This window comes from Novosphingobium sp. B1, assembly GCF_900176395.1.
In the GTDB taxonomy this organism is placed as follows: Bacteria; Pseudomonadota; Alphaproteobacteria; order Sphingomonadales; family Sphingomonadaceae; genus Novosphingobium.
This window is the reverse complement of sequence record NZ_FWXL01000002.1, coordinates 453,472-477,238: the sequence shown is the minus strand read 5'-3', so window position 1 is coordinate 477,238 and position 23,767 is coordinate 453,472. Positions and strand designations below refer to the sequence as shown.

General features: G+C 62.3%; 22 protein-coding genes, 1 pseudogene and 1 other annotated feature. Of the genes and pseudogenes, 15 read left to right on the top strand and 8 right to left on the bottom strand.

The genetic code is table 11. From position 1 onward, the window contains the following. Window positions 1-77: 77 nt before the first annotated feature. From B9A23_RS05545 to B9A23_RS05530, 5 genes are all read right to left on the bottom strand, one after another. Window positions 78-1,145 (bottom strand): mechanosensitive ion channel family protein, encoded by a 1,068-nt coding sequence (locus B9A23_RS05545; protein WP_084277833.1) that lies wholly within the window; start codon window positions 1,143-1,145, stop codon window positions 78-80. Window positions 1,146-1,236: 91 nt separating this feature from the next. Beyond that, on the bottom strand, window positions 1,237-2,733 hold the full coding sequence (locus B9A23_RS05540; RefSeq protein WP_084277832.1) for a SulP family inorganic anion transporter: 1,497 nt from the start codon (window positions 2,731-2,733) through the stop codon (window positions 1,237-1,239). After that, window positions 2,733-2,891: a hypothetical protein gene (locus B9A23_RS22715; protein WP_176217874.1), complete on the bottom strand. Its 159-nt coding sequence runs from the start codon at window positions 2,889-2,891 to the stop codon at window positions 2,733-2,735. The genes B9A23_RS05540 and B9A23_RS22715 overlap by 1 nt, the downstream gene beginning before the upstream one ends. Continuing rightward, window positions 2,795-2,850, bottom strand: a sequence feature (sul1 is cis-regulatory element that is thought to sense ions involved in sulfur or methionine metabolism; They are found in Alphaproteobacteria). Its footprint overlaps the gene before it by 56 nt. Window positions 2,892-2,961: 70 nt before the next feature. Then, window positions 2,962-3,927: an acyl-CoA dehydrogenase family protein gene (locus B9A23_RS05535; RefSeq protein WP_084277831.1), complete on the bottom strand. Its 966-nt coding sequence runs from the start codon at window positions 3,925-3,927 to the stop codon at window positions 2,962-2,964. 14 nt (window positions 3,928-3,941) lie between these two features. Continuing rightward, complete coding sequence (locus B9A23_RS05530) at window positions 3,942-5,087, bottom strand: acyl-CoA dehydrogenase family protein (protein WP_217806584.1); 1,146 nt, start codon at window positions 5,085-5,087, stop codon at window positions 3,942-3,944. An 89-nt stretch (window positions 5,088-5,176) separates the two neighbouring features. Between B9A23_RS05530 and B9A23_RS05525 the strand changes: the two genes are divergently transcribed. From B9A23_RS05525 to B9A23_RS05470, 13 genes and pseudogenes are all read left to right on the top strand, one after another. Beyond that, on the top strand, window positions 5,177-6,001 hold the full coding sequence (locus tag B9A23_RS05525; protein WP_084277829.1) for a crotonase/enoyl-CoA hydratase family protein: 825 nt from the start codon (window positions 5,177-5,179) through the stop codon (window positions 5,999-6,001). Then, a complete protein-coding gene (locus B9A23_RS05520; RefSeq protein ID WP_084277828.1) occupies window positions 5,998-7,239 on the top strand; it encodes a CaiB/BaiF CoA transferase family protein in 1,242 nt (413 codons plus the stop codon). Before B9A23_RS05525 ends, B9A23_RS05520 begins: the two co-directional genes overlap by 4 nt. 242 nt (window positions 7,240-7,481) lie before the next feature. Further along, entirely contained in the window at window positions 7,482-7,784 is a 303-nt protein-coding gene (locus B9A23_RS05515) for an STAS domain-containing protein (protein WP_084277827.1), read from the top strand. Continuing rightward, on the top strand, window positions 7,781-8,146 hold the full coding sequence (locus B9A23_RS05510; protein ID WP_084277826.1) for a response regulator: 366 nt from the start codon (window positions 7,781-7,783) through the stop codon (window positions 8,144-8,146). The genes B9A23_RS05515 and B9A23_RS05510 overlap by 4 nt, the downstream gene beginning before the upstream one ends. Next, window positions 8,143-10,170, top strand: a complete 2,028-nt coding sequence (locus B9A23_RS05505) for a chemotaxis protein CheA (RefSeq protein WP_084277825.1) — start codon at window positions 8,143-8,145, stop codon at window positions 10,168-10,170. The genes B9A23_RS05510 and B9A23_RS05505 overlap by 4 nt, the downstream gene beginning before the upstream one ends. After that, complete coding sequence (locus tag B9A23_RS05500; protein WP_368655927.1) at window positions 10,157-10,666, top strand: chemotaxis protein CheW; 510 nt, start codon at window positions 10,157-10,159, stop codon at window positions 10,664-10,666. Before B9A23_RS05505 ends, B9A23_RS05500 begins: the two co-directional genes overlap by 14 nt. After that, window positions 10,663-10,815: pseudogene (locus B9A23_RS23275) on the top strand (hypothetical protein); the annotation flags it as partial. The gene B9A23_RS05500 and the pseudogene B9A23_RS23275, both read left to right, overlap by 4 nt. Before the next feature lie 54 nt (window positions 10,816-10,869). Continuing rightward, window positions 10,870-12,987 (top strand): methyl-accepting chemotaxis protein, encoded by a 2,118-nt coding sequence (locus tag B9A23_RS05495; protein ID WP_368655929.1) that lies wholly within the window; start codon window positions 10,870-10,872, stop codon window positions 12,985-12,987. Beyond that, window positions 12,984-13,484, top strand: a complete 501-nt coding sequence (locus B9A23_RS05490) for a chemotaxis protein CheW (protein WP_084277823.1) — start codon at window positions 12,984-12,986, stop codon at window positions 13,482-13,484. Before B9A23_RS05495 ends, B9A23_RS05490 begins: the two co-directional genes overlap by 4 nt. A 69-nt stretch (window positions 13,485-13,553) precedes the next feature. After that, a complete protein-coding gene (locus B9A23_RS05485) occupies window positions 13,554-15,473 on the top strand; it encodes a methyl-accepting chemotaxis protein (RefSeq protein ID WP_084277822.1) in 1,920 nt (639 codons plus the stop codon). Between the two features lie 42 nt (window positions 15,474-15,515). Continuing rightward, window positions 15,516-16,382 (top strand): CheR family methyltransferase, encoded by an 867-nt coding sequence (locus B9A23_RS05480; protein WP_139797334.1) that lies wholly within the window; start codon window positions 15,516-15,518, stop codon window positions 16,380-16,382. Continuing rightward, window positions 16,382-17,464 carry a protein-glutamate methylesterase/protein-glutamine glutaminase gene (locus B9A23_RS05475; RefSeq protein WP_084277821.1) on the top strand — a complete coding sequence of 361 codons (1,083 nt, stop codon included), beginning with the start codon at window positions 16,382-16,384 and terminating at the stop codon, window positions 17,462-17,464. The genes B9A23_RS05480 and B9A23_RS05475 overlap by 1 nt, the downstream gene beginning before the upstream one ends. 3 nt (window positions 17,465-17,467) lie before the next feature. Further along, on the top strand, window positions 17,468-19,186 hold the full coding sequence (locus B9A23_RS05470; protein WP_139797333.1) for a hypothetical protein: 1,719 nt from the start codon (window positions 17,468-17,470) through the stop codon (window positions 19,184-19,186). 60 nt (window positions 19,187-19,246) lie between these two features. On the opposite strand, the gene B9A23_RS05465 is transcribed toward B9A23_RS05470, so the two are convergent. Together B9A23_RS05465 and B9A23_RS05460 are read right to left on the bottom strand one after the other, a co-directional pair. Then, on the bottom strand, window positions 19,247-19,993 hold the full coding sequence (locus tag B9A23_RS05465; RefSeq protein ID WP_084277819.1) for a maleate cis-trans isomerase family protein: 747 nt from the start codon (window positions 19,991-19,993) through the stop codon (window positions 19,247-19,249). Between the two features lie 58 nt (window positions 19,994-20,051). Beyond that, a complete protein-coding gene (locus tag B9A23_RS05460) occupies window positions 20,052-21,260 on the bottom strand; it encodes an FAD-dependent oxidoreductase (protein WP_084277818.1) in 1,209 nt (402 codons plus the stop codon). Between the two features lie 263 nt (window positions 21,261-21,523). Here B9A23_RS05460 and B9A23_RS05455 point away from each other — a divergent pair, with 263 nt between their 5' ends. Together B9A23_RS05455 and B9A23_RS05450 are read left to right on the top strand one after the other, a co-directional pair. Further along, a complete protein-coding gene (locus B9A23_RS05455) occupies window positions 21,524-22,300 on the top strand; it encodes a serine hydrolase domain-containing protein (RefSeq protein WP_176217893.1) in 777 nt (258 codons plus the stop codon). After that, a complete protein-coding gene (locus B9A23_RS05450) occupies window positions 22,290-22,694 on the top strand; it encodes a serine hydrolase domain-containing protein (protein ID WP_084277816.1) in 405 nt (134 codons plus the stop codon). Before B9A23_RS05455 ends, B9A23_RS05450 begins: the two co-directional genes overlap by 11 nt. On the opposite strand, the gene B9A23_RS05445 is transcribed toward B9A23_RS05450, so the two are convergent. Then, complete coding sequence (locus B9A23_RS05445) at window positions 22,691-23,746, bottom strand: LacI family DNA-binding transcriptional regulator (protein ID WP_084277815.1); 1,056 nt, start codon at window positions 23,744-23,746, stop codon at window positions 22,691-22,693. The two genes, B9A23_RS05450 and B9A23_RS05445, sit on opposite strands and share 4 nt — an antisense overlap. Between the last annotated feature and the right edge of the window lie 21 nt (window positions 23,747-23,767).

Genomic DNA, 23,767 nt, shown 5'->3' with positions numbered 1-23,767 from the left:
TGCCTTTGCGTTACTCGTGCAGAACCGCGCACCCGCGGGCGGTCATATGAGATCGGTGAACGGACGACCACCTCGCGCTAGCCGACATCCTGTTGCAGCAGCGCAATCTGGCCGCGACGACGCACGAACGCCTCGGGCATCTCGTCCCGGATGAAGGCGATCATCGCTTCCCGAACCTCGCACCGCAAATCAAAGGCCTTGCCAGCATCGGCCGCGCTGACCAGGGCACGCAATTCCAGATGATCGGGCGAAGTATCGGTCACCTGCAGTCCTGCGACCCTGCCATCCCAGTTGGGATTGCCTTTCACCACCTCGGCAAGTTTCGCCCGTAGTCTGGGCACGTCTGCTGTCGGGTCGACATGGAGGAAGGCCGTTCCCAGCAATTGGCTGGTCTGCCGCGTCCAGTTCTGGAAGCTGCCCTCGAGGAACTTCGAGACCGGCACCACCAGACGTCGCTCGTCCCATATTTTCACGACGACAAAGGTCAGACGAATTTCCTCGATCCGACCCCATTCGCCATCGATGATGACGACGTCGTCGATCCGGATCGGTTCGGTGAAAGCCATCTGGATGCCGGCGATCAGGTTCTTCAACGCTGGCTGCGCCGCCGCGCCTACCGCAAGCCCGGCGAGACCGGCTGATGCGATAAGCGTGACCCCGATGCTGCGCACCGCAGGAATGCTCATCAGCATCATGCAGAAGGTAGCCAGCAGAACGATGAACACAGCGATGCGATGGAGGATGCTGGCACGGGTCCGGCGGCGTCGTGCGGCCAGATTGTCAGCCACAGTGATGTCCGCACGTATTTCAAGCAGGGTGAAGCCAATGCCGATCACGGCGACGACAAACCAGCCGATCAACGCTGGCACCACCAGCCCTGCGACCTGGCGCCAAAGCCCGGTCACATTTTGCTCCAGACCAAGCGCGGGTTGCACTGCTGACAGAGCAATGGCGATGGTCAGCCACTTAGAAGGTTGGCCAAGACGCTGTGCCACATGCGCTTCCGAGAGGCCGGACACCCGATCCGTCACGCGCCGCAGCACGAGCAGTAGAAGCCGATGAGCCGCGAGCGCGACAATCAAGGCGATGGCAATCACCGCAAGTGGCTGCAGCCACTGCGGAAGTTCGGCGACTATGCTAGGCAATCAGATCTCCTGGTTTGATGCCCAACGGAGCCGTCGTGCATCAAGTTCCCGGAATCCCGGCAAGCGCCGTGCCACCCGGCCTCCTGCGCGCTCAGTGTGGAACGGCGCCCAGTTCGAACCCGGTCTTGTCGTGAAGAGCGAACCGGTCGACGAGATCGGAACTGGCTTCATTGTAGCCGATGACTGTTACCGCACAGCCGGCCTTGCCCAGGCGGGCAACGATCTTGTCCAGTGCCCCGACCGCCGAGATGTACCAGAAATGCGCCCGGGTCACGTCGATGACGACGGTCCTCGAGCCTTCCTCGGCCTGAAACGACCGTGTGAAGCGATCAGCCGAGGCAAAGAATATTTCCCCCTGCACACGGTATGTTGCCGTGCTGACATCAGCCGAGATTTCGCGGTTGACCGCGAACAATCGCTGAACCTTTCCGGCAAAGAAGATGCCCGAAAGCAGCACGCCTGCCAGCACGCCCAGGGAGAGATCGCGCGTTGTCACCACAACCGCTACCGTGACCAGCATCACCACCGACGACGTCGGTGGATGGCGGCGCAGGTTCGGGATCGAGTTCCACGAGAAGGTACCGATCGAAACCATGATCATCACCGCCACGAGCGCCGGCATCGGCACACGACCGACCCAAGGACCGAGCACTGCAAGAAGGAACAGGAGAAATGCGCCGGCCACAAACATCGAAAGGCGGCCGCGTCCGCCCGATGTCACGTTGATGACTGACTGCCCGATCATGGCACAGCCCCCCATGCCACCAAGCAGCGCAGCAACGACGTTAGCTCCGCCCTGCCCCAGACATTCCTGGCGCTTGTCGCTTTCGGTCTGGGTCATGTCATCCACAATTTGCGCGGTGAGCATCGATTCCAGCAGCCCGACCGCCGCCATGGTCAGCGAATAGGGCGCAATGATGCGCAGGGTTTCCCAAGTGAACGGGATGTCCGGCAGTGCAAGGCTGGGCACGCCTTCAGGCAGCTTGCCCATATCCCCAACTGTCTGGACCGGAAGTCCAAGGCTGAGGCTGATAGCAGTCAGCGCAAGAATGGCCACCAGCGGCGACGGCAAGACCGTGGTCAGCTTCGGGAACAGGTAGATGATGGCCAGGCCGGCAGAGACCATCACGTAGGTTTCCCACCCCATGCCGACGAGTTGCGGCAACTGCGCCAGGAAGATCAGGATGGCGAGAGCGTTGACGAAGCCGGTAATGACCGAGCGTGATACGAACTGCATGAGAAGGTCGAGCCGCACAAGCCCGGCGACCGCTTGAATAACGCCCATCAGGATCGTCGCGGCGAGAAGATATTCAACGCCATGTTCGCGCACGAGCGGCACGACCACCACAGCAACGGCTGCGGTCGCGGCGGAAATCATGCCCGGGCGACCGCCGATCAGGGAAATGACGATGGCAATCGCAACCGAAGCATAGAGACCGACGCGGGGATCCACGCCGGCCATGATCGAAAAACCGATAGCCTCGGGGATCAGCGCCAAAGCCACCACGATGCCGGCAAGAACGTTGGCCCGCACACCCGCACCGTCGGCAAACCACTCGCGACGGTAGCGCTCAAATCTGTCTGTCATCAGAATTCCACAAAAGCACGACGCGCGCAGATGCGCTTTAAACGAAGATGGTCGTGCATGATGTTGTCCGGCGGATCGGCGGCCGGAATAGCCACCCAGAATTGCACCGGGTCCTTGCGGTTGTCGTGGCCAATAGTGGCGATTGCTGGTCGATTCAACCCTGCTTGCCGAGAAAGCGCAAGGCTTGCCGGCCATGGGAGACCGTCATCAAGAAGTGAATGTGATGGATCAGGAAAACACTGCCTGACGTATCCAGTCGACGCTTGTCACGCTGGCAGCAAGGCGCTGTTGCCCAAGCACCTTTGACCAGTAACCCTCCGAGCCATCAGCCATGCGCCACTCGTGCAGGCGGCGGGTGAGGAGCTGCAGCTCGTATTCCTCGCTGATGCCGATAGCGCCGTGGACGGCGTGGGCAGTGGAGGCGATGCGCGGAGCGGAGGCGGAAGTGGTGACCTTGGCTGTGGCGGCGACGGCGAGCGGCACATCGATGCCTTGCGATGTACCAAGCTGCGCGGCGATACGACAGGCGATCATGTCCTCTGCCATGACGGCCAGCATCTGCTGCAGCGACTGCTGGCAGCCGATGGGCTTGCCGAACTGCACGCGTTCGGAGGCGTAAGCCGTGGTCACGTCGCACAGTCGCGCGGCGGCGCCGGCGATCAGCGCGGCACGGAGCAGGGCGGATATGGCGCGCAGACCTGCTGCGGGCCTGGGCAAGATCTGCCCCTGCGGCTTGCCGGAAATGCGCGCGGCCAAGGAATTGGTGACGCCGGTTGATCGGGGCGAAAGCTGCGCCATGTCGCAAAGCACCAGCGCATCACCACAATCGACCAGCGCGGCCTGCGCCACCAGCCCGCACGGCACCGGTTGCGCGAGCGAAGCGACCAGCGTGACCGGTCCCTCCGGCGCGGTAACTCGTGCAGACGCCAGCAGCGCGCGCGCAACCATCGTCTCGGCCACTGGCAGGGGCACGGCGCGAGCACCAATGGCCTCGATCAGAGGCTCGATATCGGGAAGGCTCAGCCCTGCGCCACCGTACTTCTCGGCCACGAGGGCATCGAGGAAGCCGGATTCGGCGATTTCGCCCCAAAGTGCGTCGGCTGAGCCGCCATGTTCGATGGCACGCACCACCGTCGGGGTCGCCGCCGCATCAAGCATGCGGACGAAGGGTTTGAGCAATTCGTTGACGTCCATGATCTCTTCACTCCTTACCGCAGGCCCATGCCGCGCGCGATGATCCCGCGCAGGATCTCGCGCGTTCCGCCGCGCAGGCTGAAGCTTGGTGCAATGTGCGTGACGTAGAGCAGCGTGCGGTATAGTTCCTCGCTGACCGCCTCATCGGGATTCGCGGCGACGTCATCCCCGATCACCACCGGCAATTCCTGTTCGAAGCCTGTGCCGCGATCCTTGACGATGCTCGCCTCGACCACCGGGCTTTCCCCCGCCACCAGCCGCGCTGTGCAGGCAATCGACATGGCGCGCAACGTTGCGAGTTCTGCCGTCAGTCGCCCGACCAGCGCAGCGCAATCGCTGCGGCCTACCGCTTGCAGGTGCTTTATCCATGCATCGAGCAACACGGCACTGGAATAGATGCGCTCCGGCCCGGAACGTTCGAACGCAAGTTCGGCGACGACCTGCTTCCAGCCCTCGCCTTCTGCCCCCACAAGCGCATCCTCGTCCAGTTCCACGTTCTCGAAGAACACCTCGGCAAAGTGCGCGTCACCCGTCAGGTCGACGATGGGCCGCACGGTCACGCCGGGCGCCTTGAGGTCGATGATCAGCTGCGACAGGCCGCCCTGCCGGTCAGCCGAGGTGCCGGAGGTTCGGACCAGAGCGATCATGTAGTCCGAGTGCATGGCATTGGTGGTCCAGATCTTCTGGCCGTTAATCACCCAGCCCTTGGCTGTCCGCTCTGCGCGGGTGCGTACGCTGGCAAGGTCCGAGCCGGAACCCGGTTCGCTCATGCCGATGCAGAACAGCTGCTCGCCCCGGCAGATTGCGGGGATGTGCTTCTGGCGCTGCGTCTCGGTGCCGAAGTTCAGGAGCAGCGGGGCGCTCTGCCGGTCGGCAATCCAGTGCGCGGCAACAGGTGCGCCGGCAGAAAGCAGTTCCTCGACCACCACGAAGCGCGCGAAGGGTCCTTTGCCGTTCCCGCCGTATTCCTTGGGCAGCGTGAGGCCGAGAAATCCAGCCTGCCCGAGCGCGCGGCTGAACTCGGCGCTGAACCCCTGCCACGAGCGTGCACGCCGGTCCAAGGGGATACCAGCGATGTTCTGTTGTATAAAGGCGCGGATCGCAGGCCGCAGCGCTTCGTCCTCTGCCGGGAGCCGAGCAAGCGTCAGGGTATCGAACACGTTTATCCTCTCTATCGTTGCCCGGCTTCGCCGAACCAGCTAGGACTTAACCGATCAATTAAGTGCTTGCCAAGAGGACCCTTCAGGCCATGTCTGCCAAGATCCCTGATGACACCGCCCCCTTCCTGCTCGTCGAACGCGATGGCCCGGTGGTCATCGCCACGCTCAACCGCCCGGACACGCGCAACGCGATCTCCGAAACCGCACACAGTGAGGAAATCGCCCAGTTCTGCGCCAGCGTGACCCGCGATGCCTCGGTACGCGCCGTGGTGCTGACCGGCGCAGGCAAGGCGTTCTGCGCGGGCGGCAACGTCAAGCACATGGCCGAGAAGACCGGCATGTTCGGAGGTACGCCGTTCTCGATCCGCAACCAGTATCGGACCGGCATCCAGATGATCCCGACCGCGCTCTACGATCTCGAAGTGCCGGTCATCGCCGCCGTGAACGGCCCGGCCATCGGTGCCGGTCTCGATCTGGCCTGCATGACAGATATCCGCATCGCTTCGGACAGGGCGCTGTTTGCCGAAAGCTTCGTCAAGCTCGGCATCGTGCCGGGCGATGGCGGCGCATGGCTCCTGCCGCGCGTGATCGGCATGGCGCGCGCCAGCCTGATGACGCTGACGGGCGATACCATCGACGCGGCTAAGGCGTTGGAATATGGCCTCGTCAGTGAAGTGGTGGCGCCCGACCGGCTGCTCGCCCGCGCGCTGGAAGTCGCACATTCCATCGCCGCCAATCCCGGTCACGCTACGCGCATGGCAAAGCGCCTGATGCGCGAAGGGCAGGACATGAAGCTGGCACCGCTGCTGGAACTCTCCGCCGCCTATCAGGCGCTGGCCCATTACACCCATGATCACCACGAGGCGGTCAGTGCCTTCCTCGAAAAGCGCAAGCCAGAGTTGAAGGGCGAGTGAGCAAGGCGACGACAATAGGCCCCCTTGCCGGCATTACTGTGCTCGATCTGTCTCGCGTGCTGGCCGGGCCTTGGTGCAGCCAGGCGCTGGGTGATCTTGGCGCGGATGTGATCAAGATCGAACAGCCGGGTCAAGGCGACGACACGCGCAAGTGGGGGCCGCCGTTCCTCGACGATGGCAGCCGCGATGCCGCCTATTACCTATGCGCCAATCGCAACAAGCGCTCTGTGGCGATCAACATGGCTGATCCTGCAGGCGCCGACCTGATCCGCCAGTTCGCCGCGCAGGCCGACGTGGTGATCGAAAACTTCCGCGTCGGTGGCTTGGCCAAGTACGGCCTCGATTATGCATCGCTGCGCGCAATCAAGCCCGACCTGATCTACCTCTCGATCACCGGCTTTGGCCAGACCGGCCCCTTGCGCAACACCGGGGGCTACGACTTCCTTGTCCAAGGCATGAGCGGTCTGATGAGCGTCACCGGCCTGCCCGATGGCGAGCCGGGCGGCGGGCCAATGAAGGTCGGCATCCCGATCAGCGACCTCACCACCGGGCTTTACGCGACGATCTCGGTGCTGGCGGCCCTGAACCACCGCCACGCCACTGGCGAGGGGCAGCAGATCGACCTTGCCCTGCTTGACACGCAAGTGGCGCTGCTCGCCAATCAGGCTTCGAACTGGCTCAACGGTGGCGTGGCGCCCCGCCGCATGGGCAACCAGCATCCCACCGTCGTTCCGTATCAGGATTTTACCTGCAGCGACGGCGATGTGCTGGTGGCAATCGGCAACGATCGGCAATTTCGCCAATTCATGGACATACTCGGCCTCAGTGGGCTGGCGGATGATCCGCGGTTTGTCATCAGTAGCGGCAGGTGCCTCAATCGTGATGCGCTGATGGACGTAATGCGCCCCGTCATTGCACGATGGAAGGCGGCAGACCTGATCGCGGCGATGCAGGGCGCAGGCCTTCCCGGCGGCAAGGTCAACGAGATTCCCGAAGTCTTGGCGCACCCTCAGATCGAGGCGCGTGGCCTAGTACATGAAATGGCGCGGTCAGATGGTACACCGGTGAAGGTCCTTGGTTTTCCAGCGCAGCTTTCGGCATCGCCCGCGACCTATCGCCATGCGCCGCCGCGCTCGGGCGAGGATACGGCAGCGGTGCTTGCCGAGAAGCTGGGTCTTGTTCAGGACGAGATAAAACGTCTTCTGGCGGCTGGCGTCATTTCAGAGAATCTGGCCTGAAGGCCCAGGTCCTTGAGCAAAGCCGTGAACATCTTAACGCCGTGGATAGTGAAGAACCGCTTTGTCCGCCGCGAGGTCAGACTGAGCAAGCCGTGCGCAATCTCGGTAAAGAATCCGGACGATTTCGTTAGTGATTGCAGGCCCGCTATCCCGTAGTAATTTCAGCTAGTCGTTGCTGAGCCAAAAAACACAAGTTTTGCCAAGAATGTCGCCCTGTCACCAAGTTGAGAGGGAGATGGGGTATGGCAGTCGTCATTGGTCCGATAGCCAACCTCGGCAACATCCGCGAAATAACCGAGGCGATCCTCGAAGCTTTGGCCAGGAGCGATGCCTGCAGCCTCGATCTGTCGCAGGCTAACGAGGCTGATCTCACCCTGCTCCAGGTCCTGGCCGCCACGGCGAAGATGGCGGAGCGCGACAGCAAATCCCTTACTCACAGCCAGCCCCCGAGCGAAGCGGTCATCGCCCTGATGGAGCGTGCCGGTTTCGCCAATCTGCCGGGGTGGCAAGACAATTCCTGCAACGCCGGAGTAGCCGGACAATGAGCAATATCCTTACAGTCGACGATTCCATGAGCGTTCGCATGGCAATCCGCCTCGCCCTTGCAGGAGCGGGCCATGCGGTTACCGAAGCAGCTGATGGTCGAGAGGGTCTCGACAAGGCCTCGGGCGCCAAGTTCGACATGATCATCACCGATCTCAACATGCCCAACATGAACGGGCTGGAGATGATCCGCGAGATCCGCAAGCTGCCGCAGCAGGTCGGCACGCCCATCATTTTCCTGACCACTGAGTCCGATGAGGGCATGAAACAGCAGGCAAAGGCCGCCGGTGCCACCGGCTGGCTAGTCAAGCCTTTCGTGGCCGACGCCCTGTTAAAGGTCACGCGCAAGGTGCTTGGACAGTGACCGGGGCAGACCCAATCGCGGCCTTCAGGGTTGAAGCAGCCGAGCTGCTTGACGCTACAGAACAGGCCCTGCTCGACCTTGCCCACGCTCTCGACAGCCGCGACCTGATCGACACCGTCTTTCGCGGGATGCACACGCTCAAGGGTTCAGGCGCGATGTTCGGGTTCGATGCCCTGGCCGCGTTCACGCATCATTGCGAAACCGCATTCGACAGCGTGCGCAAGGGCCACGTCCCGGCAACGGCAGAGCTTGTCGCGCTCACCCTTGCGGCAATGGATCACATGCGCAGGCTCGTCGAAGACCGCGAAGGCACCAGCGCTGGTGATCAAGGTGAGGCGCTGCTTGACCGTCTCCACGCCTTGCTGGGCGATAGCGGCGGCGGCGTAGACGCAGTCGATGCCGCCAAAGATCCCGCAAGCGCAGACGGCTGCTCCGCTCCCAGGCAAGGCTGGCGAGTTTCTTTCCGGTTTGCGCCCGAAGTTCTGGCGAACGGGACCAATCCCCTCATCCTGCTCGATGAATTGCGCGATCTCGGAGCGACAAACCTCTCAGTCGACCTGTCGCAAGTCCCTCCGCTTGACGAACTCGACCCCACGCAATGCCACCTTGGCTGGACGCTCGCCCTTCCCGCCTCAGTGACACGCGAGGAGATCGAGGACGTTTTCATCTTCGTGCTCGATGACATGGAACTGGCCATCGAGGCAGTCAGCGAACAAGCCGCAGCTCCCAAGCACCCTGAAGAGCGGACTGCAAGGGCAGAGGCGGCAGCAGCATCCCCAGCTTCAGATGCAATCCCCGTAGCGGAAGCGAAAGCCAGCGCCACCTCGCGATTACCCAGTGAAAGCGTTCGCGTACCGGCGGACCGGCTCGATTTGCTGATGGACCGGGTTGGCGAGTTGGTCATCGTGCAAAGCAGGCTGGCCCAGCTCGCCGGCAACGGCGTTTCCGGGCCTGCAGGCGAGCTTGCCCTTCGGTCGATCTCCGAAGAGGTTGAACGGCTGGCAAACGAGTTGCGCGATACGATGATGGTGTTGCGGATGGTGCCTATCACCTCGTTGTTTGGCCGCTTCCGTCGGCTGGTCCACGATCTGGCGCGCGAAACCGGAAAGTCCATTGATCTGGAGACTGACGGCGAGAGCACCGAAATCGACAAGACCGTGTCCGAGCGGCTGGCCGACCCGATCGTCCACCTGATCCGCAACTCCTGCGACCATGGACTGGAGACCGAGGAGGAGCGCATTGCGGCGGGCAAGCCCGCTTCCGGGCGCCTGAAGCTTTCCGCGCAGCAGGCCGGTGGCGAGGTGCTGATCACCATCGAGGACGACGGGCGCGGTATCAGTCGCGATCGCGTCCGCGCCAAGGCAGAGTCCAACGGGCTGATCCAGCCCGGCCAGGTGCTGAGCGACAGTGAGCTGCTACAGCTTATCTTCCAGCCGGGATTTTCGACCGCAGCCCAGATCACCAACCTATCCGGGCGCGGCGTCGGCATGGATGTGGTCAAGCGTACGATCGAGGGTCTGCGTGGCCACATCGACATGACCAGCGAGGCCGGCAAGGGTTCGGTTATCACGCTGCGCATTCCGCTTACCTTGGCGATCATCGACGGCCTGCTGGTCCGGGTGGGCGACGGAAAGTACGTCATTCCGCTCGCCGCGGTCGAGGAATGCCTTGAGCTGAGCCTTGAAGAGGACATCCGTTCGCGCGGCCGCAGCATGATCCAGTTGCGGGAGCGGCTGGTCCCGTTCCTTCGGCTGCGCGAGCTTTTCGCGACGGGCACGCGGCCCGACCCCTACCAGAAGATCGTGGTAATCGCGACCGGCGGCGAGCGCGTCGGCCTTGTCGTCGACCAGATCATCGGCAGCCATCAGACGGTGATTAAGTCGATGTCGAGCCTGCACCGGTCGATCCCGAGCTTTTCGGGCGCGACCATCCTTGGCGACGGCGGGGTCGCGCTCATTCTCGATGTCGTCCAGCTCGTTGCACTGGGCCAGAGCCACGAGGAGCGTCTGCGTGCAGCAGGATGACACGATCATGACCGGCAGCTCCACCCCTTGGGATGAAGCGGGCCAGTTGGAGGTTCTGACATTTGACGTCGGCGACGAACGGCTGGCGATCGAGGCGGTCAGCATTCGGGAGATCCTCGATCTCCTTCCCGAAACGCCGGTTCCGGGCGCACCGCCGCTGGTGGCGAGCGTCGTCAATTTTCGCGGCAAGATCATTCCCATCGCGGACTTGCGCGTTGCCTTCGGCATGACGCGCGAGACTGGTGAGGAGGCCAGTCCCGATAACCGCATCGTCGTGATCGAGACACAGATCGGGGGCGAACCTCTGCAGATCGGACTGCGGTCGGACAAGGTTCACGAAGTCACTATCCTTAATCGCTCAGACAGCAGCGAACCACCCTTGCTGGGCATGCGCTGGCGCCGAGAGTTCGCCCGCGAACTGGTGCGCCAGCCCGGTTCGGTCATCGTCATTCCAGATCTTCCCACCATCTTCACATCGCTTGCGGAGGCCGCATGATGAGCATTTTGTCCAGAGTTTCGGAGCAGCGCGTACTCGAGGAGGTCAGCCGGGTCGAACAGGCCCTTGCAGCCGGAGATCTCTCGGTGCGCCTTGATGAGACGGCCGGCAATGACCCGACCAAGGCTGTCATCGCAGCATTCAACCGCCTGCTGGACAGTGCCACCGCACCGGTCGAGGCACTGTCCTCGCAGATCGCGCGGATGACCGACGAGCACGCGCGGGGCGACATCGACGTGGTCATCGATGCGAAGACCCTACCTGGCAAGCTTGGCGTGATGGCAACGCAAGTCAACGAACTCGTCGATGCGCACATCAGCGTGAAGAAGCAGGCAATGGAATGCGTCCGTCAGTTCAGCCTGGGCAACTTCACTGCGCCGATGGAGCAGTTGCCAGGCAAGAAGGCCTTCATCAACGATACAATCGAGACGCTGCGCGCGAACCTTTCGGGCCTGCTCGCCGAAATGAACCATATGTCGGCTGAGCATGAGCGCGGCGATATCGACGTGGTCATCGACCATGCGAAGTTCCCCGGCGATTTCGGCGTTGTTGCCCGGGGTATCAACGACATGGTTGCTGGCCACATCGCGGTGAAGAAAAAGGCCATGGCCTGCGTCAAGGCTTTTGGTGAATGCGATTTCCAGGCTTCACTCGAACAATTCCCGGGCAAGAAGGCCTTCATCAACGATACCATCGAGACGCTGCGCGCAAACCTCACCGGCTTGCTCGCCGAAATGAACCACATGTCGGTCGAGCATGACCGTGGCGACATCGATGTCATGATCGACAGCGCGAAATTCGACGGCGACTTCCAGGTAGTCGCACGCGGCATCAACGAAATGGTCGCTGGTCACATAGCCGTGAAGAAGAAGGCGATGGCTTGTGTGAAGGCGTTCGGCGAAGGAGACTTCAACGCCCCGCTCGAGCAGTTCCCGGGCAAGAAGGCCTTCATCAACGACACGATCGAGACGCTGCGCATGAATCTGCGCGAGATCACTGCCGAAGTGCAGCGACTGATCAAGGCGGCAACCGACGGGCTCCTTTCGGAACGCGGCACCGCTTCACGCTTTGTCGGCGACTTCGCAAAGCTCGTGTCGGGGATCAACGGCATGCTCGATGCGATCATCCTGCCCATCGAGGAAGGCAACCGCGTGCTGCGGCTTCTCAGCATCGGCAATCTGCAGGAGACGGTCGATATCCAGTGCCACGGCGATCACCAGGGAATGCGCGATGCGATCAATGGCCTGGTGGCAGACTTGCGCAAGACCGCCGCAGTGGCCGACCGTATCGCCGATGGCGACCTGACCGTGGAGCATCGGGCAAGCTCGCCGGACGACCAGCTCGGCACCGCGCTTGCAACAATGATCGAACGGCTGCGCAGCGTGGTCGGCACCACCGCCGCGGCAGTCGACAACGTTTCGGCAGGAAGCCGCCAGCTTGCAGCCAGCTCAGAGCAGGTTTCGCAAGGTGCGACCGAACAGGCGGCCTCCGCCGAGGAAGCCTCCGCTTCGATGGAACAGATGGCTGCCAACATCAAACAGAACGCCGACAACGCCGCCCAGACCGAAAAGATTGCGCGCCAGTCGTCCAAGGATGCTGAGCTTTCCGGGTCTGCCGTTGAAAAGGCGGTGAGCGCGATGCGCACGATCGCGGAAAAGATCAGCATCGTGCAGGAAATCGCCCGGCAGACCGACCTCCTCGCGCTTAACGCCGCTGTGGAAGCGGCGCGCGCGGGCGAACACGGCAAGGGCTTTGCCGTCGTCGCTTCGGAAGTGCGCAAGCTGGCCGAACGCAGCCAGACCGCAGCTGCCGAAATCGTCTCGGTTTCTGCCGACACCGTCAAGGTTGCGACCGACGCCGGTGAAATGCTGTCGCGATTGGTGCCGGACATTCGCCGTACCGCCGAACTCGTGACAGAGATCAGCGCCGCCTGCCGCGAACAGGACATCGGCGCATCGCAAATCAACGAGGCGATCCAGCAGCTCGACAAGGTAACGCAGATCAACGCCAGCGCATCTGATCAGATTTCGGCCACTTCCGAAGAGCTGGCATCGCAGGCCGAGGAACTGCAGAGCGCCATTGCCTTCTTCCAGACAGGCAACAATCATGCCGGCGAAATGCGCCGCAGCGCACCGGCCAGGCGTCCGGCTTCTCCGGCACGTAAGCCCGCTGCGCAGGCTCGCCCTGCAAAGGCCGCGCCGAGCAAGGCGGCGCCGCGCAACACGGTTGCAGCGCAGCAGGAGCGTCTCGCCGGCTTTGCGCTAAACCTCACCGACGGCGGCGCCGATGCCGACGATGCTGACTTTGGCAGGGCAGCATGAGTGGGGCCGACCTCCAGGGCGGCGAACTTCAGGTCGTCGAGTTCGGTCTGGGCGAGGAGGTCTTTGCCTTCCCGGTTACGCTGGTTCGCGAGATCCTCGACTATGCACCGCCGTCGCAACTGCCGAATGGCCCTGCGCACTTTGTTGGCTTGACGGACTTGCGCGGTCAAGGCGTGCCGACCGTAGATTTCCGCAAGCGTCTGGGCCTGCCCGCGGTCGAACCGACACTGGCCACGCGCATCCTGATTCTGGACGTGCCGCTGCCGGACCGTCTTCTCGCATTGGGCGTGGTCATCGACCGGGTACTCAGCGTCACGAGCTTTGAGAGGGCAGAGATCGAACCTGCTCCGGACATCGGGATCCGCTGGAATTCTCAATACATCACCGGCGTCGTTCGCCGGGAGACGGGCTTCGTCGTCATCGTCGACGCCGCCCGCATCTTCACGACCGAGGATGCCGTCGGGATCGGCAGCCAAGGTCAATTGGTAAGCGCGTAGCACACGTGCGGAAACGAAGGGACGCGGAGCCGCTGCAAAAGTGAGCCGGAAAAAGGACGGGAACGGGAAATGACGATCAACCCATTCAAAGCTGTTTCAGCAAAACGCATACAGCAGGAAATTCTGCGGGTTGAAGACGCGATTGCCCGGGGCGACCTGCAAGCACGTTTGCAGCCTGCCAGCTGCAACGCCACCACGGCGAGCGTGTTCGACGCGATCAACGGGTTGTTGGACAAGGCGCTCCTGCCGGTCAGCGACCTTGGTGCCAGCATCCGCCAGATGAGCGACGAACACGAGCGCGGCGATATCGACGTGGTCATCCCCACGCAGCGGTTCAGCGGCGAGGTCGCGAGGATGGCCGCCGATGTCAACAACCTGGTGAATGCACACATCGCCGTGAAAAAGCTCGCGATGGGCGTGGTCCGCGAGTTCAGCCTTGGCAATTTTGAGGAACCCTTGGCGCAGTTGCCGGGCAAGAAGGCCTTTATAAACGACAACATCGAAATGCTGCGCCGCAATCTCGTGGGGCTTATTGCCGAGATGAAGCACATGGCCAGCGAGCACGACCGCGGCGACATCGATGTGGTGATCGACGATCGCAAGTTTGAAGGCGACTTCGGCGTAGTCGCGCGCGGCATCAACGAAATGGTCGCCGGGCATATCGCGGTAAAGAAGAGGGCCATGGCCTGTATCAAGGCCTTCGGCGAAGGGGACTTCAACGCGCCGATGGAACAGCTTCCCGGCAAGAAGGCCTTCATCAACGACACGATCGAGGCGCTGCGGGAAAACCTGCGCGCCATCACCTCGGAAATCCAGGTGCTGATCGGCGCAGCAACCGCAGGACGCCTCAGCGAGCGTGGCGACGAGCGCCGCTTCGTCGGTGATTTTGCTGCGCTGATCAGTGGCATCAACGGCATGCTTGATGCCACGATCCTGCCGATCGAAGAAGGCAACCGCGTGCTCGGCAAGCTATCTGCTGGGGACTTGACCGAGCGGATGGAGCTAGATTGCCACGGCGATCACCAGAAGATGCGGGATTCGATGAACATGCTGGTCGATAATCTGCGTGCATTTGCCCGCAACGTCAGCCTCGCTGCCAATGAGGTTGCCGACGGCAGCGCCCAGATGGCGAGCAGTTCGCAGCAACTCTCTCAAGGCGCCACCGAACAGGCAGCCTCGGCCGAGGAGGCTTCGGCCTCGATGGAACAGATGGCTGCGAACATCAAGCAGAACGCCGACAATGCCGCGCAGACCGAAAAGATTGCGCGCCAGTCGTCAAAAGATGCCGAGCTTTCGGGCGCAACGGTCGACAAGGCCGTGAACGCCATGCGCACCATCGCCGAGAAGATAAGCATCGTGCAGGAGATCGCACGCCAGACCGATCTGCTCGCGCTCAACGCCGCGGTAGAGGCCGCCAGAGCGGGCGAGCATGGCAAGGGCTTCGCCGTCGTCGCATCCGAAGTGCGCAAGCTGGCCGAACGCAGCCAGACCGCCGCAGCCGAGATCGTTTCGGTCTCGGCTCAAACGGTCAAGGCTGCCTGCGAGGCTGGCGAAATGCTGGGACGGCTGGTGCCCGACATCCGCCGCACCGCTGAACTGGTGACCGAGATCAGCGCAGCCTGCCGCGAACAGGACATTGGCGCGGCACAGATCAACGAAGCCATCCAGCAGCTCGACAAGGTCACGCAACAGAACGCGAGCGCTTCGGAACAGATTTCTTCGACGTCGGACGGGCTCGCCGCCCGGGCCGAGGAACTGCAGCACACCACGTCATTCTTCAAGATGGAAGAAGAGCGCAGCTTCTTGCACGACGGTCCGCGCGTCGAGCGGGCTGCCAGGCCGAAGCCAGGTCTCAAGCCGCGCGCCAAGGCAAACGCTGTCAGGCCGAACTCGGTTGCACATCAGAAGGAGCGGCTGAAGGGCTTCGAACTGGACCTGACCAGCGGCGCTGCCGACAAGGAAGACAGCGATTTCGGGCGCGCGGCGTGAAGTGAGGCTTGGCCGTAACCGGTCTTTCAGAAAGGTGCAGACTTGAACGATCTCAGCCCCCACGCTTTTGGCCTTGCATCCGAAGACGACCGGATTTCAGCACGGCAGTTCAAGGCGCTTGCCGAGCTGATCCAGCTTGAGACCGGCATCAATATCAAGTCGAGCAAGCAGACCATGCTCGAAGGCCGGCTCAGGCGACGTGCCCGCGCGCTCGCGGTCGGGAGCATCGGCGACTACTGCAATCTCGTCCTCGCCGGAAACCTGGGCGGCAACGAGCTCGAACACCTCATCAATGCTGTCACTACCAACAAGACCGACTTTTTCCGCGAACCGGCACACTTCGATTACCTGACCAACACGGTCCTGCCGCTTTATGCCGAGGAAAGCTGCCGCCAGATCCGCTGCTGGAGCGCAGCCTGCTCGACCGGCGCCGAGCCCTACACCCTTGCCATGCTGCTCGATGATTTCGCCACGCGCAGCCGCGGCATGGATTATCGTGTGATCGCCACCGATATCGACACAGACGTGCTCGCAACGGCAGTGAAGGGCATCTATCCGCGCGAACAGGTAGAGCCTGTGCCTGCGCACTTGCGTCGCCGATACGTGCTGGAACCCAAGGATCCATCTCGCGAGGAAATCCGCATCGCCCCCGAGTTGCGGCGACGGGTGGCGTTCGGCCGTCTCAATCTCATTGATGAAGCCAACCCCATCGACGAGACATTCCACCTGATCTTCTGCCGCAACGTTTTGATTTATTTCGACAAGAAGACTCAGGAGGACGTCGTCCTGCGGCTTTGCGAAAAGCTGCTGCCGGGCGGCTACCTGTTCCTTGGCCATTCGGAATCGATCACCGGCTTTCGCCACAATCTCACCCAGGTTGCCGGCACAGTCTTCCGGAGGCCCCTGTGATGAGCGCAAGACAACGGACCCGGGTTCTTATCGTCGATGACAGCGCCAGCGTGCGCCAGACGATGAAGGCCATCTTCGAGGAGGATCCCGAGATCGAAGTGATCGGGACGGCCCCCGATCCCTTTGCTGCTGCCCGGATCATCCAGGAACAGGTTCCCGACGTCATCACGCTCGATGTCGAGATGCCCAGGATGGATGGCATAACCTTTCTGCGCAAGTTGATGAGCCAGTGCCCGGTGCCGGTGGTGATGTGCTCGTCGCTCACCGAGCAAGGGTCGGAAACCTTGCTCCAGGCGCTCGAGGCAGGGGCTGTTGACGTAATCCTCAAGCCGCGCATCGGCGTGGCCGACCACCTAGCCGAAGCCCGCGCCACGATCCGTGAAGTCGTCAAGGGCGCCGCGCGCGCCCGCGTATCGTCGCGCCGGCCAGCACCGCCGCGCATACGTCCGGAGGCGAAGCTGACAGCCGATGCCGTCCTGCCTCCGCCGAGCGGGCGGGCAATGAGCCGTACGACCGAGATGGTCGTGTGCCTTGGCGCTTCGACCGGCGGGACCGAGGCCCTGCGCGAAGTGCTGGAGGCACTTCCCGCCAATTCGCCGGGCATCGTCGTCGTCCAGCACATGCCTGAGCGCTTCACCAAGGCCTTTGCAGACCGGCTCAATTCCATCTGTGAGGTTTCTGTGAAGGAAGCAGAGGAAGGCGACACGGTCATGCGCGGGCATGTGCTGATCGCACCCGGAGGTAAGCACACCCTGCTGGAGCGACAGGGTGCGCGCTACCTCGTGTCCGTGCGCGACGGCCCCCTCGTCTCGCGACATCGCCCTTCGGTGGACGTCCTCTTCAGATCGGCCGCGCGTTGTGCGGGGTCGAATGCGGTGGGCGTCATCATGACCGGCATGGGAGATGACGGAGCACGCGGCCTTCTGGAAATGAAGGAGGCCGGCGCCCGCACCTTTGCGCAGGACGAGGCATCGTCAGTAGTATTCGGCATGCCCAAGGAAGCCATTGCCCGCGGCGCAGCTGACCGGGTGATCGGCCTTCAGGCAATCGCGGGGGAAATCCTCCGCGCGACGGCACGCTGAGCGATGCCGGCCCTGAAGCTCGTTACCTCCCGCCCCTTGCCCGACGCCGACATCGCGTCCCTGGCCGATGAGGTCGCCGCATTTCTGCTGCCGATGAACGAGAACTTCAACAGTGCAAGCACACAGTTGTGCCACGCGGTTGGCAAGATCGAGACGATCGTGAATGCGCTTGGTGAAGTGACCGGGATGCTGGATGGCGGGGTGGGCAGCGATGCCATCAGCGGCTTGCACAATGCCGCCATCTCACTGCTCAACGTGCGTGACACCGTGCACCAGCGCTCGGGCGAAATCGCCTCGCTTCATGAAGCGTCCCGCGAGATCAGGACGAGCATCGGCGAGGTTCAGCGCTGCCTCCAGGTGCTCGACATCTATGGCATGAACGTCAAGATCACCGCATCGGGTCTTGCGCAGTTCATGGACTTTGCCGACGCGATGCGGGTCAAGCTTGGCCAGGGCGAACAGGACCTTCGCGGACTTGAGCATATGCTGGAAGCGCTGGCCAAAAGCCTCCATGACATGGGCCGGAATGACCGCCTGCTGGATCTGGAGTGCTCCAGGGTTTTCCCCCAGGTCCCCGATGCGCTGCTGCAAGGTGCAGCTGACCTGCAGGCACACCAAGGCAACCTCGGGCAGATGGCGCGGCTGGTCTCTGCCACTGCCACTGCCATCCAGACCGAACTGCACGGCGCCATCTCCGCCATCCAGATCGGCGACAGGGTGCGCCAGCGCTTTGAACACGTGCAGAAGGGGCTGGGGCTGATCGAGGGGGCGGTGACCGGCAAGGTCATTGCCCTTGAGAATGCTCAACCCGCACTGGCAGTCCTTGCCGCCCTTTCGGACGCCGCGACTGCAGAATATGTGCATGAAACCGCCGAGCTTGCCGCATCCGTGATGCGCCTGCGCGCGCAATGCGACAGACTTGGCGATCTTGCTCCTGCAGGTTCCGATGAAGGCGACATCGACATTCTCGGACGAATCGAAGCCAGCGTCGGTGAAGCGCGGGCCATGCTTGGCCAGCTTGGTCGCGCAAACAGCGAAGGCATGGCAACGCTCGCCTTCATCCTCGAAACGGTCGAGGAGGTGACCAGGCGCGCAAGGTCGATAGCCATGCTGAGGCTTGATGTGCAATACATGGCGATCAACATTGGCCTCAGTTGCCGCACCGCTCAGGGGGTTGGTCGACCGGTCATGGTCATCGCCAACGAGATCAGGACGTATTCGGAACGGCTCGATGCGATTGCCGAGACGATCCTGAAGACCCAGGATCACCTGTCAGGGCCATGCCACCGGCTTCAGGAGCGCTCGAGCGAAAATGCGGCGGCATCGGGGGAGCTCCTTGCGCGGTTTCTGGCCACCATTGCCGATTGCAATCAGGCCGGTCGCACCGCGATGGCGATGGTCGTAGCAGAAGCTCAGGAATTGCGTGCGCATCTGGCGTCGGCAATGTCTCTGCTCGAGGAAGCTGCCGCCACCGGAAAGTCGATGCGCGCGATGTGCGACAATTTGCGGGCAATCACCGGCGGTGACGCTAGCACCGAACCTGGCACCGTCGCCGCCATTCAGGCGATCCTCAAACAGCTCGCCTGCACCTACACGATGGCCGACGAGCGAGACGTCCACAACCGCTCGCTTGGCGAAGGCTACGCCGGCATCGCCACGGCACCAGACGGCCAAGGTTTTGAAGCGACAACAGACGACGACGACGACGACGGGCTATTCTGAAGCGGTTAAGTAGCGGCGGGAATGGACTTATCCCTTCCCGTCGAGCCGGCAGGGGTTTCGTCAGAACTCCGACAAAAGTCTGCCGAGGCCTTCGATCCGGTCGTTGACGCCAAGGTTCCGCAAAGCATGCCAATAAGTTGCCGTGTTGATAGCAATCACGGGCTTGTCGAGCTTCTGCTCATACTCCGCGGCAAGGCTAACCATGGAAAGGTTGGTGCCGACCTGAACGATGGCATCCACGTCGCTGCCGTTGAGATGGTCGATTACCTCGCGCAATCGCTGCGGTGTGACCTTGGCGATGTCGGTCCACCGCTTGCATTGCAAGGGCACGTCCCGCACCACCGAAAAACCGGATTCCTCCAGGAAACGGCGCACTTCTGCGTTGGCAACCGGATAATAGGGCGAAACGAAGCTGACCGTCTTCACATTGCCATAGGCATGCAGCGCAGCGGCGATGGATTCAGAGCCAGTCGACGCGCCAACGCCAGCCAGCGCCTCGACCTCAGCCTTGAACTTCCTGCCGCCCTCTACACCACCGTAAAAGGTGATCGCCGACATGCCTAGCACCAAGTATTCCGGGCGAAGCGTCATCACCGAGCGCACGGCGTCCATGGTGTTTTCGGCAATCGCCGTGGTGCCTGCGATGAAGTCCTCATTCGACAGGGCGACCGGGTCTTCGACGAAGATCCGCGAAAAGTGGTTGGTCACACCAGCAGGGCGCATGCGCTCCATGTCGGGCTGGACGGTAGTGTTGGTGGAAGGGGCAATCACGCCAAGACAGGCGCGGTAACCCTGGACGTCGACCATCGGATTTGTCTCCAGAAGAAGCCACGCCGCAGTCCCACCACTGCAGCGCCACTCCGCATCAAACGATCGCAGCCGCCTGGGCGAGGCTGTCGAACATGGCTTGCCGCATCAGGTAGTTGCGGCGAGTTTCATCATTGTTCTTGATTTCCAGCATCTTGGCACGGCGCGCTTCGTGCGCCCCGTCCTGTCCACCCTTTATGAAGGCCATGTTTTCCTTGGTCTGCATCTGGGTGAAGCTGTGCGTCACTTCTCGGCGCTGGCGGTCATAGAGGGCGAGACTTGGTTCCATTGCCGCCGTGCCCTTGAGCACCGGCGCAAGCTTTTCGAACAGGTTGAAGGCATCGTGGACGCCCGAGTTCATCCCGAACCCGCCCAGCGGGTTTTTGAGGTGCGCAGCATCGCGGACAAGCACGACGCGTCCTTCGCGGAACGACTTGGCGACACGCTGGTGCACGCGATAGAGCGTACGGTGTTCGGTCTTTACAGCCGCACCATCACCCACGAGGCGGTCAAAGATGCCGTTCTTGATCCTGTCCGAACGCAGTTCTTCATCGCTGAGCGAGCCGTCGGTTGGCACCAGCACCCGCCACAGTGACGGCACGCGCAGCAGCACGAGCCACTCCTTCGGGTCCGACACGTAGTTAACGTAAGCCAGGTTCGGCAGATGATCGGCGAGTTCCAGATCGGTGGACAGGCACAGGAAGCGCTCGGGATAGGTAAACCCGTCGAACTCGATGCCAAGCCATTTGCGCACGATCGAATTGGCGCCATCGGCCCCGACAAGATAATCGGCGCGGAGGCGGTTTATGCCGAAAGGCGTTTCTGCCCAGAGATCGACGCCGCTGTCATCTTGCTGGAAGGTCAGCAACTTTGTGCTGAAGCGCATCTTGGCGTTCGAATACTTCTCGAGCCCAGCAGCCAGCGCGCGCGACAGGTGATACTGTTCGCACTGGATGCGGAAGGGATAACGGGTCACGTCCGAAATCTCGCTCAAGTCGAAATCGATGACCTCGCCGCTGGTCCTGTCACGCCAATGATAGACAGGCGCCTTCAGGCCCTTGTCCAGCAGCATCGGCGTGATGCCGATTGTATCCAGCATCTCGAGCGTCGGTGGATGGAAGGTGGATGCGCGCAAGTCCTGCGCGCAGTCCTCCCCGGCTTCCAGCACGACCACGTCCACCCCCGCCTGGGCCAGCAGCGTGGCCAGAACCGTCCCGACGGGACCGGCTCCGACAATCGCCACCTGGCACCGTTCAACCCCTGTCATATCCAGCGGACTCCAATCTAACTTCTTGGTGGAGATATGGACCGGGCCGCTGCGAGACGTGGCCAAAGCCGCCAAACTATCCGCCTTGCGGTGATAAAGGGTTGGGAGGCAGGAAAACGGGCGTTGCTGCCGCACGGATATCCGCATTCCAGCACGCGCCGCGTCTGCGGCGCGACTGGGCTGACCGGCAGGCGGAGAACGAATTCATGAATGTCGGAAGAAGTGCGCTCCTGATTTTGCAGTCAGCCCTTGTAGCCTGTCTCATGACAACTGTAGCTAGTGCGCAGACCGATTGGTCCGACGCCCAGAAAGTCTACGAGGACCGGCTGGCCACGTTCTTCAAGGACCCCGGAAACTTCCCCTACGCCCCGATGGAACCGCTGGCCGGAGTGGATCGCTGGACCCCGCTTCCGCTTGTCACGCCCGCACAACGCTCGATTTCCGAGAAGGCTCTGGTCGAAAGCCGCTCCTACGCGGAGGCGATGAACAGCACGGCGTTCATCGTCTGGCGCAATGGCCGGATTGAAAGCGAATGGTATGGCAAGGGCGTCGATGCGAGGACACCGCTCGTCTCGAGGTCCCTGTCAAAGCCACTGACGGCGATCGCCATCGGTCGCGCGATGGCGATCGGCAAGATTCGCTCGCTCGATCAGTCCATTGCCGAGTTCATCCCTTCTGCAAGAGGCACCGCGAAAGCCAAGATCACAGTCCGCTACTTGCTCGACATGCGATCGGGCATGCTCGACCAAGGGTTCAGCGCCGATCCCGCCCATCCATACAATCTGGCTTTGCTGGATACAGAGTTCGGCAAGAAGATCATCGACAGCTACCCCATGCCGTACGAGCCGGGAACACGCTATTCCTATGCCAACGCGCCGAGCGATCTTGTTGCGATGGTCATCGAAGGAGCGACCGGAATGCGCTATGGGGATTTCCTCAGCAGCGAGGTCCTTAAGCCGCTGGGCGCAAGGCGGACGTATCTGGGTCGGCAAGCCGAACGGCCTCGCCCATTCGGGCTGCTGCACGTATTTGCCGGCTGACAGTTATCTGCGCCTGGCCATCCTGCTGATCAATGATGGCAAATGGCAAAACAAGCGGCTGCTCCCTGCTGGCTATGTGGCCGAAATGCGCAAGGGCACTGCGCAAAATCCCAATTTCGGACTGGGAGTATGGCTTGGCGAGCCGTATCGCCAGCGCCGGGGCTTCGGTGCGCCGGGCACCATGGGGCCGCAAGTGCTCCATTCCGAGCCCTTTCTCGATAGGGATCTGTTCCTGTTCGACGGCAATTCCAACCAGATCGTTGCAATCAGCCCCAAGTTTCGGCTGATCGTGCTGCGCGTCGGGGCTACGCCGCCTGCTCCCAAGGACGGGCGCCCGGAATGGGACAACGCCTTTCTGCCGAACACCATCATCCGTGGCCTGAAGCAACGCTAAATCGGGGCAGCACTCGACTGCCGAACAACGATCTCGTGGCCGAGTATGACGTCGCGCCCTTCACCGGACTTTTCCGCACCGGATTCGATCTGCTGGACCAGTAGGCCAAGAGCTTCCTTGGCGAGACGGTGAACAGGTTGATGCACGGTGGTGAGCGGGGGCCAGAGCATTACGGCGGCGGTCGTATCATCGAAACCGACGACGGTAAGCTCGTCTGGCACGTGGAGCTGGCGGCGGTGGGCTACTGAAACCACTGCCGCTGCCATTTCGTCGTTGCTGGCGAAGATTGCTGTCGGCGGGTTCTCGCTGCCAAGCAACAGTTCACCAGCGACCAGACCGGATTCGTAGCGGTAGTCACCGGCTACGACGATGGTTTCAACGCCTTCGACCTCGCGCACCGCTTCGTGGAAGCCAGCCATGCGCTCGGCGCTGGCTGCCTGGTCGGGATTGCCAAGAATGAACCCGATGCGTCGGTGGCCGAGCCCGATAAGGAGGCGGGTGATTTCGCAGGCCGCCTTGCGATCGTTGATACGGACGCGGATCACGCCCGTCCTGCCATAGGCACCCACTGCGGCGATCGGCAGGCCAGCTTCGCCAAGAATCCGCAGAACACGTGGCGATTCGCCCAACGGTGGCGTGACAAGCACGCCAAGCACGCCCGAGCGGACGAGTTCCTGCAAGGCCTTTTCGGATGGGGGCTGCCCGCCTTCCCCCTTCACCAGAATGAGGCGTGCGCCACGTGCCGAGGCTTCTTCGTAAACCCCAGTGAGAAAGTCGCTCATGAAGGTCGCGCTGGGGTTCGAGTAGACCACACCGATGCGCAGTTCGGTCGACCTCACCAGACTGCGTGCGGCCACGTTGGGCACATAGGCCAGTTCGGCTATCGCACGCTCCACGGCCTCGCGGGTTTCGGCTTTGACCCGGCCGTTCCCATTGATCACACGCGACACAGTCATCGCAGAGACCCCCGCGCGGGCGGCAACGTCTATTACGGTCGCTCCGCGCTGATGGCGTTCCGCCTCGTGGCCGCTATTCTTGCCCCGCCCCCTCATATTAAATCAGACTTATCCCTG

Bases quoted from the DNA above. Each gene is read 5' to 3' on its own strand.
- B9A23_RS05485 (WP_084277822.1), top strand. From the start codon at position 13,554: ATGACGATCAACCCATTCAAAGCTGTTTCAGCAAAACGCATACAGCAG.
- B9A23_RS05490 (WP_084277823.1), top strand. From the start codon at position 12,984: ATGAGTGGGGCCGACCTCCAGGGCGGCGAACTTCAGGTCGTCGAGTTC.
- B9A23_RS05470 (WP_139797333.1), top strand. From the start codon at position 17,468: ATGCCGGCCCTGAAGCTCGTTACCTCCCGCCCCTTGCCCGACGCCGAC.
- B9A23_RS05445 (WP_084277815.1), bottom strand. From the start codon at position 23,746: ATGAGGGGGCGGGGCAAGAATAGCGGCCACGAGGCGGAACGCCATCAG.
- B9A23_RS05455 (WP_176217893.1), top strand. From the start codon at position 21,524: ATGACAACTGTAGCTAGTGCGCAGACCGATTGGTCCGACGCCCAGAAA.
- B9A23_RS05475 (WP_084277821.1), top strand. From the start codon at position 16,382: ATGAGCGCAAGACAACGGACCCGGGTTCTTATCGTCGATGACAGCGCC.
- B9A23_RS05465 (WP_084277819.1), bottom strand. From the start codon at position 19,993: ATGGTCGACGTCCAGGGTTACCGCGCCTGTCTTGGCGTGATTGCCCCT.
- B9A23_RS05540 (WP_084277832.1), bottom strand. From the start codon at position 2,733: ATGACAGACAGATTTGAGCGCTACCGTCGCGAGTGGTTTGCCGACGGT.
- B9A23_RS05535 (WP_084277831.1), bottom strand. From the start codon at position 3,927: ATGGACGTCAACGAATTGCTCAAACCCTTCGTCCGCATGCTTGATGCG.
- B9A23_RS05525 (WP_084277829.1), top strand. From the start codon at position 5,177: ATGTCTGCCAAGATCCCTGATGACACCGCCCCCTTCCTGCTCGTCGAA.
- B9A23_RS05510 (WP_084277826.1), top strand. From the start codon at position 7,781: ATGAGCAATATCCTTACAGTCGACGATTCCATGAGCGTTCGCATGGCA.
- B9A23_RS05515 (WP_084277827.1), top strand. From the start codon at position 7,482: ATGGCAGTCGTCATTGGTCCGATAGCCAACCTCGGCAACATCCGCGAA.
- B9A23_RS05460 (WP_084277818.1), bottom strand. From the start codon at position 21,260: ATGACAGGGGTTGAACGGTGCCAGGTGGCGATTGTCGGAGCCGGTCCC.
- B9A23_RS05495 (WP_368655929.1), top strand. From the start codon at position 10,870: ATGACCGACGAGCACGCGCGGGGCGACATCGACGTGGTCATCGATGCG.